14 protein-coding genes are annotated in these 14,500 nt (G+C 72.1%); 6 read left to right on the top strand and 8 right to left on the bottom strand.

The features are described 5' to 3' along the window. Positions 1-843 (bottom strand): DUF4192 domain-containing protein (locus tag ACXJKL_RS03485; protein ID WP_457205662.1); only part of this gene is annotated, 843 nt, incomplete at its 3' end. A 159-nt stretch (positions 844-1,002) separates the two neighbouring features. Between ACXJKL_RS03485 and ACXJKL_RS03480 the strand changes: the two genes are divergently transcribed. Both ACXJKL_RS03480 and ACXJKL_RS03475 read left to right on the top strand, forming a co-directional pair. Further along, positions 1,003-2,307, top strand: a complete 1,305-nt coding sequence (locus ACXJKL_RS03480) for a DNA polymerase IV (RefSeq protein ID WP_457205661.1) — start codon at positions 1,003-1,005, stop codon at positions 2,305-2,307. Between the two features lie 244 nt (positions 2,308-2,551). Further along, positions 2,552-3,538 carry a sigma-70 family RNA polymerase sigma factor gene (locus tag ACXJKL_RS03475; RefSeq protein ID WP_457205660.1) on the top strand — a complete coding sequence of 329 codons (987 nt, stop codon included), beginning with the start codon at positions 2,552-2,554 and terminating at the stop codon, positions 3,536-3,538. A 183-nt stretch (positions 3,539-3,721) separates the two neighbouring features. Here the strand turns inward: ACXJKL_RS03475 and ACXJKL_RS03470 are convergent, their stop codons facing one another. Genes ACXJKL_RS03470 through ACXJKL_RS03460 form a run of 3 tightly spaced genes read right to left on the bottom strand, consistent with a single transcriptional unit; the run spans position 3,722 to position 6,037 of the window. Beyond that, entirely contained in the window at positions 3,722-5,029 is a 1,308-nt protein-coding gene (locus tag ACXJKL_RS03470; protein WP_457205659.1) for a glycoside hydrolase family 3 N-terminal domain-containing protein, read from the bottom strand. A 10-nt stretch (positions 5,030-5,039) separates the two neighbouring features. Beyond that, the gene (gene coaE, locus ACXJKL_RS03465; protein ID WP_457205658.1) at positions 5,040-5,630 is read right to left on the bottom strand and encodes a dephospho-CoA kinase; all 591 of its coding nucleotides are present in this window, start codon (positions 5,628-5,630) and stop codon (positions 5,040-5,042) included. Then, a complete protein-coding gene (locus ACXJKL_RS03460; RefSeq protein WP_457205657.1) occupies positions 5,627-6,037 on the bottom strand; it encodes a MarR family winged helix-turn-helix transcriptional regulator in 411 nt (136 codons plus the stop codon). Before ACXJKL_RS03460 ends, coaE begins: the two co-directional genes overlap by 4 nt. An 87-nt stretch (positions 6,038-6,124) precedes the next feature. Here ACXJKL_RS03460 and ACXJKL_RS03455 point away from each other — a divergent pair, with 87 nt between their 5' ends. After that, positions 6,125-7,939 carry an ABC transporter ATP-binding protein gene (locus tag ACXJKL_RS03455; protein ID WP_457205656.1) on the top strand — a complete coding sequence of 605 codons (1,815 nt, stop codon included), beginning with the start codon at positions 6,125-6,127 and terminating at the stop codon, positions 7,937-7,939. Between the two features lie 3 nt (positions 7,940-7,942). Here the strand turns inward: ACXJKL_RS03455 and ACXJKL_RS03450 are convergent, their stop codons facing one another. The 3 genes from ACXJKL_RS03450 to ACXJKL_RS03440 all read right to left on the bottom strand — a co-directional run bounded on the left by ACXJKL_RS03450 (position 7,943) and on the right by ACXJKL_RS03440 (position 11,127). After that, a complete protein-coding gene (locus tag ACXJKL_RS03450) occupies positions 7,943-8,815 on the bottom strand; it encodes a sulfotransferase domain-containing protein (protein WP_457205655.1) in 873 nt (290 codons plus the stop codon). Then, positions 8,808-10,091 (bottom strand): aminotransferase class I/II-fold pyridoxal phosphate-dependent enzyme, encoded by a 1,284-nt coding sequence (locus ACXJKL_RS03445; RefSeq protein ID WP_457205654.1) that lies wholly within the window; start codon positions 10,089-10,091, stop codon positions 8,808-8,810. Before ACXJKL_RS03445 ends, ACXJKL_RS03450 begins: the two co-directional genes overlap by 8 nt. A 73-nt stretch (positions 10,092-10,164) precedes the next feature. Further along, positions 10,165-11,127 (bottom strand): helix-turn-helix domain-containing protein, encoded by a 963-nt coding sequence (locus tag ACXJKL_RS03440; protein WP_457205653.1) that lies wholly within the window; start codon positions 11,125-11,127, stop codon positions 10,165-10,167. Between the two features lie 82 nt (positions 11,128-11,209). Between ACXJKL_RS03440 and ACXJKL_RS03435 the strand changes: the two genes are divergently transcribed. Continuing rightward, on the top strand, positions 11,210-11,371 hold the full coding sequence (locus ACXJKL_RS03435; protein ID WP_457205652.1) for a hypothetical protein: 162 nt from the start codon (positions 11,210-11,212) through the stop codon (positions 11,369-11,371). A gap of 113 nt (positions 11,372-11,484) precedes the next feature. Here ACXJKL_RS03435 and rpsA read toward each other — a convergent pair whose 3' ends face one another. After that, positions 11,485-12,975 carry a 30S ribosomal protein S1 gene (gene rpsA, locus ACXJKL_RS03430; protein WP_457205651.1) on the bottom strand — a complete coding sequence of 497 codons (1,491 nt, stop codon included), beginning with the start codon at positions 12,973-12,975 and terminating at the stop codon, positions 11,485-11,487. 191 nt (positions 12,976-13,166) lie between these two features. On the opposite strand from rpsA, the gene ACXJKL_RS03425 reads away from it, so the two are divergent. Both ACXJKL_RS03425 and ACXJKL_RS03420 read left to right on the top strand, forming a co-directional pair. Further along, positions 13,167-14,000, top strand: coding sequence for a class I SAM-dependent methyltransferase (locus ACXJKL_RS03425; protein WP_457205650.1), 834 nt, complete (start codon positions 13,167-13,169; stop codon positions 13,998-14,000). Beyond that, the coding region (locus tag ACXJKL_RS03420) for a class I SAM-dependent methyltransferase (RefSeq protein ID WP_457205649.1) at positions 13,997-14,500 on the top strand (504 nt) is incomplete at its 3' end. The genes ACXJKL_RS03425 and ACXJKL_RS03420, both read left to right, overlap by 4 nt.

The raw sequence follows: 14,500 nt of genomic DNA, 5'->3' as shown, positions 1-14,500 counted from the left end.
CCGCTCGACCGCGCACCACGCCAGGGCGCCGTCGCCCGCGAGCCAGGCGGCCACGGCCAGCACGCCTGCCGGGCCGGGCACGAGCTCGTCGGGCACGCGGCGGACGACGTCGCTCCACAGCTCGACGTGCGCGCGGGCCGCCGACCTGGTCRGTCCACACCACGCCTCGTCACGCGAGGCGGGCTCGCGCAGCGCCAGCGCCAGCGGCACGAGCACGTCGACCGGGCAGGGCGAGGACCCCTGGGTGTGCTCGTGCACCACCTCGCGCACCCGTCGACCCGGGAGGGGCTGCGGCGACGTGGCCAGGACGGTCGCGGACTCCGCGACCGCTGCCGGGACGGGATCCAGGGTGGCCCTCAGCTCCTCACGCGAGCCGCGGGTCACCCGCCCGTCGAACACCGCGCGCGCGGTGAACGGGTGGGCCCCCGGATCGAACGGGACGCCGTCGTACGCCTCGGGCCGGCGGCCCGGGAGCACGGCGAACCACCGGGCACCGTGCACCCGCAGCACGTCGATCACCTCGATCCGCCGCTCGGTGAAGGCCTCGTGCAACGACCACGCAGACTCGTCGGCCACGACCGTGTCGTCGTCGTAGATCACGAAGATCACCTGGCGGACGAGGTGCTTGAGGCTGGGACGGAGCAGCGCGTCGACCATCTCGTCGACGTCGCCGGGGTCCTCGGGCAGGTCGACGCGGGCATGGAAGGACGGCTGCTCGCCGAACGTCAGCATGGCCACCGACGACTCGGGCGAGAAGCCGAGCGCGATCGGCACGAAGGCCAGGATGTCCTCCGGGGTGCGCGCGACCAGCGGGACGGGTGCGGGTGTGGGTGTGGGTGTCATGGGGGGACGGTCCCCCGACCCACCGACCCTCCCACCTGCCCGCCGCGAGGCTGTGGACGACGCACCCCCGGCTCACTCCTGTGGACGACAGCGGGCCTGCGACAATGGCGGCGTGAGCCGCTCCGGGACCGTCCTGCTGCCGGGCGACCCGCGCGAGTGATGCGTCGTACCGCCTCGGTCCTGCACCTCGACATGGACGCGTTCTTCGCGGCCGTCGAGCAGCGCGACAAGCCCTCGCTGCGCGGCAAGCCGGTCATCGTCGGCGGCACCGGCGGTCGCGGCGTCGTGGCGACCGCGTCCTACGAGGCCCGGGTGTACGGCGTCCGCTCGGCCATGTCCGGGCGCGAGGCGCGCGCGCGGTGCCCGCACGCGGCGTTCCTGTCGGGGCGGTTCCACGCCTACCGGGAGACGAGCGCGCGGGTCATGGAGGTGCTGCGCGCCGCCTCCCCCCTCGTGGAGCCGCTGTCCCTCGACGAGGCGTTCGTCGACCTCGAGCGTGCGGACCTGCCCGACCTGGAGGTCGAGACGGTGACCGCCTTCGGGCAGGAGCTGCGGGCCCGGGTGCGCGAGGTGACGGGTGGGCTCACCGGCACCGTGGGCATCGGCACGTCGAAGTTCATCGCCAAGGTGGCCAGCGAGCTCGACAAGCCGGACGGGCTGACCGTGGTCCCGCCCGGCACCGAGCGCGACCTCCTGCGCCCCATGAAGGTGACCGTCATCCCCGGCGTCGGGCCGGCCACGGCCGAGCGGCTGCGGCGCGCCGGCATCCACACGGTCGCCGACCTCGAGTCCGTGCCCGAGGACGAGATGGTGCGCCTGCTCGGCAGGGCGCACGGGCACGGGCTCCACCAGCTGGCCCGGGCCGAGGACGACCGTGCGGTGGTCGCCGACCGGGAGACCAAGTCGGTGAGCAGCGAGGGCACCTACGACACCGACCTGACCGACCGCACCCTCATGCAGGGCCTGCTCACCCGGCAGGCGGTGCAGGTCGGCACCCGCCTGCGGAAGCACGGGCTCTCGGGACGCACGGTGACGATCAAGGTGCGGCTGCACGACTTCACCACCCTGAGCCGCTCCTCGACGCTGCCCAGTCCCACCGACAACGGGGCGACCATCGCCCGTCTCGCCCGTGCGCTCCTGGCCGACCTCGACACCTCCGGCGGTGTGCGGCTGCTCGGCGTGGGCGTCTCGGGACTGGCCGACTGGATCCAGGAGGACCTGTTCGGCGACACGGAGCCCGAGCCCGACGAGGTCGTCGTCCCCGAACCGGCGCCGTCCCTGCGGCACTTCTCCCCCGGCATGGACGTCGTGCACGAGGAGATGGGCCCCGGGTGGGTGTGGGGGTCGGGCCGGGGTGTGGTCACGGTGCGCTTCGAGACCGCACAGACCGCTCCCGGGCCGGTGCGCTCGTACTCCGTGGACGACCCGGCCCTCGCGCCGGCCGAGGTGCGCCAGGAGGACTGAGGATCTCGTCCGCACGTGTGGACGACCGATCCCGGACGACGGGCGCCCAATCCTCCCGGACCCGGTCTCCGAACCCCTTCTGAGAAGTCCCTGAGAGTTGCGCCGGGAGGCAACTCTCGAGCTCATCGGGACGTCGAGTCAGGTGAAGGGCCGAGCGCGCGAGGCGGGGAATCTCTCGACCACGCAGGCCGTTGGAGAAGACGTGGCGAGGTATCGGCGCAACGCCACGGAGGAGGAGACGACGATGAGCACCGCACAGAGCACCGCCAGGAGCACCCGTACGAGCACCACGCGTGAGATCGAGGGACGCGACAGCGTCGGGCTCTACCTCGACGAGATCGCCCGCACTCCCCTTCTCGACGCCGCCATGGAGGTCGAGCTCTCCAAGACCATCGAGGCGGGCCTGCTCGCCGAGCGGCTCCTCGAGGAGGGCCGCATCGGTCGCCGCAAGGGTGGCGCCCCGATGAGCGCCAACCAGGAGGAGCTGGAGTGGCTGGCCGAGGAGGGTCGCCGCGCCGTAGACCGGTTCATCTCCGCCAACCTGCGCCTCGTCGTCTCCATCGCGCGCAAGTACGGCCGCTCGCAGATGCCCATGCTGGACCTGATCCAGGAGGGCAACACCGGCCTGATCCGCGCCGTGGAGAAGTTCGACTACACCAAGGGCTACAAGTTCTCGACGTACGCCACCTGGTGGGTGCGACAGGCCATCACCCGCGGCATCGCGCAGCAGGCCCGCGTCGTCCGCCTCCCGGTGCACGTGGTCGAGGAGCTCAACCAGGTCAGCGGTGCCCGCCGCACCCTCGAGCGCCAGCTCGGCCGCGACCCGGAGCCGCAGGAGATCGCCCAGGAGCTCGGCATGCAGGTCGAGCGGGTCCTGGACCTGATGTCGTGGGGTCGTGACCACGTCTCCCTCGACACCCCGGTCGACGAGGACGGCGACACCTCGCTCGGCGACCTGATGGCCCAGGAGACGGCTCCGGGCCCCGACCTGGAGTTCCTGGACGTCGAGGCGCGCCAGCGTCTGGAGGACCTCGTGGGACACCTCGACGAGCGTGCCGCCGACATCATCCGCGCGCGCTACGGACTCACCGACGGACGCCAGCACAAGCTGGCCGACATCGGCGCCAAGCACGGCATCTCGGCCGAGCGGGTCCGCCAGCTCGAGCGGGAGGCGCTGCAGAAGCTCCGCCGCATCGGCGACCCGGACCTGGCGACCGGCACGGCCGCCTGAGGCGTACCGCCCGATCTTCCGCGTGAGGCCCGTTCCGACACCTGTCGGGGCGGGCCTCGGTGCGTTCGGGCGCGTGCCGTCTCCGACCCTGTGGGGCGGTGCACCAGCCACATTGGCCGGGTCGAGAACGTGGCTGACTCACCGCTGCCCGGCGAAACGGCTGGCTCACCGCCCCCGGCGAGGTCAGTACGCCGCGGAGGTGAGCGCCGCGGCGGCCTCGCCGGCCATCGAGGTGACGTCGTCCGGCACCGGGGTATCCCCGGCCGTCCGCCCCTGCCACATCTGCAGGGCCACCACCCGGGCGGCGGCCTCCTCGGCGCGCTCGCGGGTGACGTCACCGTCGATGATCGCCTGGGTCAGGACGCGGTGGGTCTCGACGGTGTCGACCGGCATCAGGAGCAGGTCGGCGCCGGCGTTGAGGGCCGCCACGGCCGGCTTCCAGCTGGCCGCCACCGCCCCCATGCCCAGCGAGTCGGTGATCGTGACGCCCTCGAAGCCCAGGTCGTCGCGCAGCAGGTCGTAGACCTCCGGAGCCAGCGACGCCGGCACGCCGGGCGCGACGGCGGTCAGGTCGAGGTGGCTCATCATCACGGCGGGGGCGTGGCTGGCGATCGCGGCCTCGAACGGCGGCAGGTCGTGCGACTCGATCTCGGCCAGCGAGGAGTCCAGGACCGGGAGGGTGTCGTGGCTGTCGCTGGTCGCGGCGCCGTGGCCCGGGAAGTGCTTGACGGTCGACACCACGCCCGCCGCGTCGTAGCCGCGGACCGCGGTCGCGGTGGCCTTGGCCGCGATCGCCGGGTCCTCGCTCGCGGAGCGGGTGCCGATGGTCGGGTCCGCCGCCCCGATGGTCACGTCGGCGACCGGGGCGAAGACCCACGTGAAGCCGAGGTCGCGGACCTCCATGCCGGTGGCGTACGCCGCCTGGCGCACGACCTCGCGACCCGTCGCGCCGTCGGCGGCGATCGCGGCGCCGGCGGCGTCGAAGGCCGGGAACTCGGTGGCGATGCCCCGCAGGTGCGAGACGTAGCCGCCCTCCTGGTCCACCCCGATGATCGCCGGGAAGTCGCGGCCGTCCTCGGCCACCGCCTCGCTCACGGCCGCCGTGGTCGCGCGCACCTGCGCCTCGTCGACGACGTTGCCGTTGGTGACCGAGACGCCGGCGAGGTGGTGCTCGCGAACCATCGTGGCCACCTCGGCCGGGTCGGTGCCCAGGTAGCGGCCGACGATCACCTGTCCGGCCAGCTGCTCCGGGGTCCACCCGGCGACCAGGGCCTGCGCCGCCTCGAGCTCGCCCACGGTCGGGCCCCAGCTGAGCGTCGTGTCCGGGTCAGTGGTCTCCGCCGGTGCGGACGGGTCCGCCTGCGCGGCCGTGCTGCTGCTCGTGCGGCTGGGCTCCGGGGCCTCCCCCGACTCCGGCGTGCTGGCGCACCCACCGATGAGCAGCACGCCCGCGGTGAGGGCCGTGGCAGTGGTGAGGAGAGGCAGTCGCACGGCCCGCAGGCTACCCGCGGAGCTCGGAGAGAACCGCTTCGACGCGGTCCCGCAGGTCCTCGAGCGAGCCGTTGTTGTCGATGACGTGGGTGGCGATCGCCCGGCGCTCCTCGCGGGTGGCCTGCGCGGCGATCCGCGACTCGGCGTCCTCGCGGGTCCAGCCGCGATCCGACAGCATGCGCTCGACCTGGAGGTCACGCGGCGCGTCGACCACCACGACGGCGTCGAAGGTGTCGGCGCGACCCCCCTCCGCCAGCAGCGGGATGTCGTGCACGACCACGTCGTGCTCGCCTGCATCGGCCTCGAGCGCGGCCATCCGGGCGATCACGAGCGGATGGATGATCGCCTCCAGCCGCTTGCGGGCCGACTCGTCGCCGAAGACCAGACGACCCATCGCCGGCCGGTCGAGGTCGCCCTCGGGCGTGAGCAGCGCGGGGCCGAACTCGGCCACGACGGCGTCCAGCCCGGGAGTGCCCCGTGCGACGACCTCGCGGGCCAGGGCGTCGGCGTCGATGACGACCGCGCCGAGCTCGGCGAGGATCGCCGAGACGGTGCTCTTCCCGGAGGCCACGCCCCCGGTCAGCCCGACCCGTACGGTCATGAGTGCTCCCCCAACGTCCTCAGGATGCGGTCGAGCGTACGGCGGTCGTCGGCGCCGAGCGCGCCCAGCACCCGCTCCCCCGCGCCCCGCCGCGCGTCGTCCATGTGCGCGAGCACGCGCCGGCCCTCCTCCGTCATGGTCAACGACGTCGCCCGTCGGTCGGTCGGGTCGGGCTCCCGGAGCACCCAGCCGTGCAGCTCGAGGGCGTCGGCGACCTCGGTGGCCGATCGGGGGACGATGCGCAGCGCCTCGGCCAGCACGGAGGGACGCACCGGCTCCTCGGCCGCGACCACGCGCAGTGCCCGGGACTGCGACGGCGTGGTGCCGAACTCGGCCAKCGCCTCGGCGTACTCGCGCCGCACGCGCCGGGCCGCCGCCATCAGCAGGTCGCCCGTCTGCTCGCTCACGGGAAGAAACCTAGCCGACAACGCGTTGCACCCTCATAGTGAGGCAACCTCACGACCGTCGAACCACCACAGAGAGGAGCTGGTCGCATGGACGACACCACAGGCTCCCGCCGCTCCCGCAGCGGCCGTCCCGACCCCGCCGACCGGCGGCAGCTCGCGGACCACCCCGTCCCCCTCGCCCGCGTCGCGCGGCTGTTCGCGCCCCACCGCGGCACCCTGGCGATCGTCGTCGCCCTCATCGTCCTCAGCTCGGTGATCGGGCTCGCGCAGCCGTTCCTGGTGCGCCACCTCATCGACGTGGCCCTCCCCCAGCAGGACGTGCGGCTGCTCGTCCTGCTCGTGGCCGCCATGCTCGGCGTCGCGGTGGCGACCGCGGCCATCGGTGTGGTGCAGACCTGGCTCTCCACCTCGGTGGGCCAGCGCGTCATGCACCGCCTCCGCAGCGACCTGTTCGCCCACCTCCAGCGCCAGTCGCTGGGCTTCTTCACCCGCACGCGCGGCGGTGACGTGCAGTCGCGCCTCGTCAACGACATCGGCAGCATGCAGGGGGTGGTCACCAGCACCGCGACCTCCATCGCCGCCAACATCACCGTGGTCATCGGCACGGCGGTCGCCATGGCCGCGCTGAGCTGGCGGCTCGCGCTGCTCTCGCTGGTGGTGCTCCCGCCGGCCGTGCTGCTGACCCGCCAGGTCGCCCGGAAGCGGCACGCGATCACCGCCCAGCGCCAGCGCCGGCTCGCCGACCTGCACGTCCAGATCGAAGAGGGCCTGTCCGTCAGCGGTGTGCTCCTGACCAAGACGCTCGGCACCTCCGGCGCTCTCAGCGACCGCTTCGAGGAGACCTCCGCGGACCTGGTGGGACTCGAGATCCGTTCCCGTCTGGCCGGGCGCTGGCGGATGGCCACCATGAACGTGGTCTTCGCAGCGGTGCCGGCCGCGATCTACCTCGCGGCCGGACTGCCGGCCACCTCCGGCGGGATGACGATCGGCACCCTGGTCGCGTTCGTGGCCCTGCAGGGCACCCTGTTCCGACCGCTGATGGGGATGCTCGACGTCGGCGTGGACGTCACCTCGTCGATGGCCCTGTTCTCGCGCATCTTCGAGTACGCCGACCTCCCGGTCGACCTGCCCGAGCCCAGGACCCCGGTGGCCCTGCCGAGCAGCGGCGGCGAGGTCAGGTTCGAGGGCGTGCGGTTCGCCTACGACCCCGAGGCGCCGGTCCTCGACGGCATCGACCTCGTCGTACCGGCCGGATCGACCCTGGCCCTCGTCGGGGAGACCGGGAGCGGCAAGTCCACGCTGGCCGGCCTGGTGGCCCGCCTGCACGACCCCGGCGCGGGACGGGTGCTCATCGACGGCGTCGACGTGCGCGACGTGGCTTCCACCGACCTCACCGGCCGGGTCGGGATGGTCACCCAGGAGACCTACCTGATGCACACCAGCATCCGCGCCAACCTGCTGCACGCCCGTCCCGGGGCCACCGACGCCGAGATCGAGCAGGCCTGTCGCAGCGCGCGGATCCACGACCTCGTCAGCAGCCTGCCGCAGGGCTACGACACCGTCGTCGGCTCCCGCGGCCACCGCTTCTCGGGCGGCGAGAAGCAGCGGCTGGCCATCGCCCGGACCCTGCTCCGCGACCCGGCCGTGCTCGTCCTGGACGAGGCGACGAGTGCGTTGGACAACGGGACCGAGCGGGCCGTCCAGGAGTCGCTCGACGTGCTTGCCGAGGGACGCACGACCATCACCATCGCGCACCGGCTCTCGACCGTGCGCGACGCCGACCGGATCGCGGTGCTGGCGGGCGGACGGGTGGTCGAGCTGGGCACGCACGAGGAGCTGCTGCTCCGCGGCGGTCGCTACGCCGCCCTCGTCCGCGGCGGGCTGGAGGCCCGGGCCGCGTGAGGGTCAGACCAGTCCGGCCTTGCGGGCGTACGCCGCCGCCTGCTCGTCGGCGTCGAGGTCACCGCGGAGCAGTCGCTCGGTGGTCCAGTGCTCGACCGGCAGCCCGGTGAGCGCGACGTACTGCGCCAGCTCGGGCTCCAGGGACCGGGCCAACGCCCTCAGGTCCGCACCCGTCGGCGCGGTGCCGCTGATGGCCGGTGCACCCGCCATCAGCTTCCTCAGGGGCGGGTGCTTGCGGAAGCGGTCGATGCCCAGGTGGTCGGTCACCTGGTCGAGGTGCCGGGCGTGGTCGGCGAGGAGGGATGCGAAGTCGACGAAGAGCCACTGCTCGCGCGGGAAGACGCTCAGCCCGTGCTCCACCTGACCGCCGTAGTAGCCGCGCACGACCCCGGAGGCGCGCAGGAAGCGGGCCCGTCCTCCGCGCCCGGTGTACTCCTCGGGCAGGATCGTCGGGAAGGACGGCGGTCGCCAGGCGATCATCTCTGGCCAGTCCGGCGCCCTGCCCGGCTGGCGCTCGCGGACCATCACCCACTGGGAGACGAGCCGGTCGATCGGGTCCCGGAAGATCGCGATGAGCCGCAGGTCGGGCAGCCGGTCGCGCATCCGCTCCAGGGTGCCGGGCATCACGAGGTAGCGCGGCGTCGCGTCCCCGAGGGCGCACTGCTCGTGGGACGTCCGCCGCACGCCGTACGACGTGTGGTCGGCCTCGAGCCACGCGGCCTCGTCGACGTCGAACCAGCCCATCTCCTTGCGCGGCGGCCGCGCCACCTGCGGATGCTGGTTGAGCATCCACTGCAGGGTCGACGTGCCCGCCTTCTGGACACCGACGATGGAGAAGGTGAACGGCTGGAACCCCGCGTCGACCACCTCAGCCACGGTCGAGGAGCTTCTCCACGGCGGCGAGGAGCACGGCGGTGGCGACACCGTCCATCGCCTCGGCGACCTCCGCGAGGGGCGGCATGGTCGGAGCGAGGCGGATGTTCTCGTCGTTCGGGTCCTGCCCGTGCGGGAACGACGAGCCGGCCGGGGTCAGCGCGATGCCGGCCTCCTTGGCCAGCGTCACCACCCGCGACGCGGTCCCCGGCATGACGTCCAGGTTGACGAAGTAGCCGCCCCGGGGCCGGTTCCAGTGCGCCACCCCACGACCGTCGAGGCGCTCGGTGAGCACCCGGTCCACCTCGGCGAACTTCGGCGCGATGATCTGACGGTGCTTCTCCATGTGGTCGCGCACCCCCTGCGCGGACCCGAAGAACTGCACGTGGCGAAGGTGGTTGACCTTGTCCGGCCCGATGGAGCCCTTGCCGAGGTGCCCGAGGTACCACGCGACGTTCTCGACCGACGCCGCGAGGAACGCGACCCCTGCGCCGGCGAAGGTGATCTTGGAGGTCGAGGCGAACATGATCGGCCGGTGCGGGTGCCCGCTCGCGGCGGCGAGGGTGAGGATGTCGGCGCTCTTGGCCTCCTCCTCGGTGAGGTGGTGCAGCGCGTAGGCGTTGTCCCAGAAGATCTTGAAGTCGTGGGCAGCCGTCTCCATGGACGCCAGTCGGGCGGCGACCTCCTGGGTGCAGACCGAGCCGGCCGGGTTGGCGTACGTCGGGACCACCCACATGCCCTTGATGGACCGGTCCTCGGCGACCAGCCGGGCGGTCGCCTCCGCGTCGGGGCCGTCGTCCTTCATCGGGACGGTGATCATCTCGATGCCCAGCGACTCCAGCAGCGTGAAGTGCCGGTCGTAGCCGGGGACCGGGCAGATGAACCTGACCACGCCCTCCTTGCCCCACGGCCGGTCGCTGTCGACGCCGCCGAACAGCATCAGGTAGACCAGCGCGTCGCGCATCATGGAGAGGCTGGAGTTGCCGCCGGCGACGACCTGCTCGGGCTCGACCCACAGGAGCTCGGCGAACATCTCGCGCAGCTCCGGGAGCCCCGCCAGCCCGCCGTAGTTGCGGACGTCGGTGCCGCTGCTGTCGCGGGAGCCGCGCGGCAGGGTGAGCAGGGCGTCGGACAGGTCGAGCTGGGCCGACGACGGCTTCCCCCGGGTCAGGTCGAGGGCGAGGCCGCGACCACGGAGCTCGTCGTACGACGCCTGCAGCTCGTCGCGCAGGGCGGCGAGGTCGTCACGGGACAGGTCGGGCAGCGGCGTGTGCGTCACGCGGCAAGGCTACCGAGCGCAGCGCTCCGACGCCCCACGGCGTCCAGGCACGGCCGCGGCCGGGTACCTCCGCTCAGGCAGGACACGCGAAGGTGCGCCGGTACTGCTGCGGACTCACGCCGCGCACCCGGGTGAAGTGGTGGCGAAGCGTCGCCGCGTTGCCGAAGCCGACCTCCGCGGCGATCCACTCGACCGAGCGGTCGGACTGCTCCAGCAGCTCCTGCGCGGCGTGCACCCGCTGGGCCAGGATCCAGCCGTACGGCGTGGTGCCGGTCTCGTCCTTGAAGCGGCGCGCGAAGGTGCGCGACGACAGGTGGGTCTGCCGCGCGAGCAGGTCCACGCTGAGCTCCTCGCCCAGGTTGCCCTGGATCCACTCGAGCAGCGGCGCGAGCGAGTCGGAGGTGCACTCCGGCACCGGGCGGGAGATGAACTGGGCCTGGCCGCCGGGGCGCTGCGGGGCCACCACCATGCGCCGGGCGACCGTGCTGGCCGCGGCGGCGCCGTACTCCTCGCGCCACACGTGCAGCGCGGCGTCCAGGCCGGCGGCCGAGCCGGCGCTCGTGACGACCTGGCCGGCGTCGACGTACAGCACCTCGGGGACCACGCGGGCGAGCGGGAAGCGAGTGGCGAGCTCGTCGGTGTGCTTCCAGTGCGTGGTGGCCTCGCGGCCGTCGAGGAGGCCCGCCTCCCCGAGCACGAAGGCGCCCGTGCACACCGACAGCACGCGGGCCCCGCGCGCGACGGCGTCCTGGAGGGCGTGCACGACCGCGGCGGGGATGCTGCCGTGGCCGCCCATCGCCGGCACGCAGACCAGGTCCGCCTCGGCGAGGCGGTCGAGGCCGTGGAGCACCTGCAGCTCGAAGTCCAGCGAGGTCCGCACCTGTCCGGGCTCGACGCCGCAGATCGCGAAGTCCAGGACCGGGAGGCCGTCGTCGCTGCGGTCGACCCCGAAGGCCTCGCAGAGCACGCCGAGCTCGAACATGGCGACCTCGTCCCAGACCAGGACGGCGACGTTGGTGAGCATGTGCACCAGCATGGCCCACCCGTGGCAGTAAATCAACGGACAACGACATTGCTGCCACTCGTGGCCGGATCAGCTCGAGCGCATGATTACTGCCATGACCACTCTCGCTCTCCTCCTCGTCCTGCTCATCCTCGGCGCGCTGCTCGTGCGGTACGCACGCCACGACCACTTCGCCGGCGCCGCCCTGCGCGCCGATGACCACGACGAGCTCGGGTCGGTCGACCTGCGCCGCCATCTCGTCCCGCGCCGCGCCTGACCGCGCCACGTCACGCGCGACCGGGCACGGGCCTTCCCCGGACAGGACAGGAGGCCCGCCGGCGAACCGGCGGGCCTCCTGGGTGGTACGTGTCGTGCGGGTGACGCGGTGGGTCAGCTGGCCCCGCCGGTCAGCTTCTCGCGAAGCGCCTGGAGCGCCTCGTCGGAAGCCAGCGAACCGCTGGTCGACTCCTGGGTGTCGGTGTCGCCACCGTCGGAGGAGTACGAGGTGGCCTCGCCGGCCTCGGCCTCGGCGACCTTGGCGTCGGCCTGCTGCTTGACGTGCTGCTCCCAACGCGCGTGCGCCTTGGCGTACTGGTCCTCCCAGACGGCGCGCTGGTCGTCGAAGCCCTCGAGCCACTCGCCCGTCTCGGGGTCGAAGCCCTCGGGGTAGACGTAGTTGCCCTGCTCGTCGTACGTGGCGGTCATGCCGTACAGCGTCGGGTCGAACTCCTCGACGTCGGACGCGGCAGCCGTCTCGTTGGCCTGCTTGAGCGACAGCGAGATCCGGCGACGCTCGAGGTCGATGTCGATGATCTTGACCATGACGTCGTCGTTGACCTGGACGACCTGCTCGGGGATCTCCACGTGGCGCTCGGCCAGCTCGGAGATGTGCACCAGGCCCTCGATGCCCTCCTCGACGCGGACGAACGAACCGAAGGGCACCAGCTTGGTGACCTTGCCCGGGACGATCTGACCGATCTGGTGGGTGCGGGCGAAGTGCTGCCACGGGTCCTCCTGCGTCGCCTTCAGCGACAGGGAGACACGCTCGCGGTCCATGTCCACGTCGAGGACCTCGACGGTGACCTCGTCACCGACGGTGACGACCTCGGACGGGTGGTCGATGTGCTTCCACGACAGCTCCGAGACGTGCACGAGGCCGTCGACGCCGCCGAGGTCCACGAAGGCACCGAAGTTGACGATCGAGGACACGACACCCTTGCGGATCTGGCCCTTCTGGAGCTGGGTGAGGAAGCCGTGACGCACCTCGGACTGGGTCTGCTCGAGCCAGGCACGGCGCGACAGGACCACGTTGTTGCGGTTCTTGTCGAGCTCGATGATCTTGGCCTCGAGGGTCTGACCCACGTAGGGCTGCAGGTCGCGGACGCGACGCATCTCCACCAGCGAGGCGGGCAGGAAGCCGCGCAGGCCGATGTCGAGGATGAGGCCGCCCTTGACGACCTCGATGACGGTGCCCTCGACGACGCCGTCCTCCTCCTTGACCTGCTCGATGGTGCCCCAGGCGCGCTCGTACTGGGCGCGCTTCTTGGACAGGATCAGACGGCCTTCCTTGTCCTCCTTCTGGAGAACGAGGGCCTCGACCTTGTCGCCCACGGAAACGACCTCTGAGGGGTCGACGTCGTGCTTGATGGACAGCTCGCGCGAGGGGATGACGCCCTCGGTCTTGTAGCCGATGTCGAGGAGCACCTCGTCGCGGTCCACCTTGACGATGGTGCCCTCGACGATGTCGCCGTCGTTGAAGTACTTGATGGTCGCATCGATCGCCGCGAGGAAGTCCTCTTCGGAACCGATGTCGTTGACCGCCACCTGGGGAGCGTCGAAGTCCCAGTCAGATGCGGAAGTAGAGGAGATGGTGCTCGTCATAAGGGAAGTGATTCCTTGGATGGTCAGAAGTCGTTCGGACACGCGCAGAAGCCCTGTTTTCACCACCGATGAAGGATGACGAGCGTGGGTCCGCTCCGTATGGAACCCAGGCAGACCTCTGGCGCACCCTGCAGCCTACGCGGCCCCGCCCTCGAGCGTCCAACCCGAGCACCGCGCAGTACCGTGGACCGGTGCAGGACCACCTCCCCCAGGCCGTCCGGGTCGAACGCCGCCCCGTCGACGAGTCCGAGTCCCGGAGCGCGAACGGTCCCGACTGGGACCGCTACGCCGACGAGTACCAGGCCACCCACGGGGAGTTCCTCGGCGATGCGGGATTCGTGTGGGGTCCCGAGGGCCAGACCGAGGACGACCTCCACGTCCTCGGCGAGGTGAGCGGCCGTGACGTGCTCGAGGTCGGCAGCGGCGCCGGGCAGTGCTCGCGCTGGGTACGCACCCGGGGAGGCCGGGCGGTCGGGCTCGACCTGTCCCACCGCCAGCTCCAGCACAGCCGGCGCATCGACGAGATCACCGGGGTGGTGGTGCCGTCCGTGCGGGCCACCGCCACCCACCTGCCCTTCGCCGACGACTCCTTCGACGTGGTCTTCTGCTCCTTCGGTGCGCTGCAGTTCGTGCACGACATCGCCGACGCGGTCGCGGAGACCGCCCGGGTCCTGCGGCCCGGCGGGCGCTACGCCTTCTCGGTGACCCACCCGACGCGGTGGATGTTCCCCGACGACCCGGGTGAGGGCGGCCTGATCGCGTCGCAGTCCTACTGGGACCGCACGCCGTACGTCGAGGTGGACGACGAGACCGGGGTGGTCGCCTACGTCGAGCACCACCGCACCCTCGGTGACTGGGTGCGGCTGCTGTCCGGCCATGACTTCACCCTCGTGGACCTCGTCGAGCCCGAGTGGCCCGCCGACCACGACCGGGTCTGGGGCGGGTGGTCGCGCACCCGCGGGCTGCTCACCCCCGGGACCGCTATCTTCGTCGCCGACCTGGCCCACGAAAGGACCACCGCATGAACGACGACCTCGAGGCGATCTACCGCAACCGGTTCGACGAGCGGGACCTCGCCAACAAGCGGATCCTGTGGGAGGTGCTGGTCGACGAGGTGTTCCAGCGCTACGTGCCCGTCGAGGGCACCGTGCTCGACCTCGGCGCGGGCAGCTGCGAGTTCAGCAACGTCGTGCGCGCTCGGCGACGGATCGCGGTCGACCTCAACCCCGACACCGCGCGCTTCGCCGACCCGGGCGTCGAGGTGATCACGACCCGCTCGGACGACATGCACCAGATCGCCGACCAGACCGTCGACACGGTGTTCACGTCCAACTTCTTCGAGCACCTGCCGACCAAGGACGACCTCGCGGCCACCTTGGAGGAGGCGCGGCGCGTGACGCGGCCGGGCGGAGCGCTGGTGATCCTGATGCCCAACATCAGGGCGGTCGGCGGCCGCTACTGGGACTACCTGGACCACCACCTGCCGCTGACCGACCGCAGCGTGTGCGAGGCGCTCGGGCTGCAC

The organism is Nocardioides sp. P5_C9_2 (assembly GCF_054049555.1).
Note: the sequence above shows the minus strand (reverse complement) of the source record. Positions and strands in the feature narration are given on the sequence as shown.

Excerpts from the sequence above, each read along its gene's own strand:
- ACXJKL_RS03440 (WP_457205653.1), bottom strand. The coding sequence starts at position 11,127 with ATGCTGGTGCACATGCTCACCAACGTCGCCGTCCTGGTCTGGGACGAG.
- ACXJKL_RS03475 (WP_457205660.1), top strand. The coding sequence starts at position 2,552 with ATGAGCACCGCACAGAGCACCGCCAGGAGCACCCGTACGAGCACCACG.
- ACXJKL_RS03455 (WP_457205656.1), top strand. The coding sequence starts at position 6,125 with ATGGACGACACCACAGGCTCCCGCCGCTCCCGCAGCGGCCGTCCCGAC.
- ACXJKL_RS03435 (WP_457205652.1), top strand. The coding sequence starts at position 11,210 with ATGACCACTCTCGCTCTCCTCCTCGTCCTGCTCATCCTCGGCGCGCTG.
- coaE (WP_457205658.1), bottom strand. The coding sequence starts at position 5,630 with ATGACCGTACGGGTCGGGCTGACCGGGGGCGTGGCCTCCGGGAAGAGC.
- rpsA (WP_457205651.1), bottom strand. The coding sequence starts at position 12,975 with ATGACGAGCACCATCTCCTCTACTTCCGCATCTGACTGGGACTTCGAC.
- ACXJKL_RS03480 (WP_457205661.1), top strand. The coding sequence starts at position 1,003 with ATGCGTCGTACCGCCTCGGTCCTGCACCTCGACATGGACGCGTTCTTC.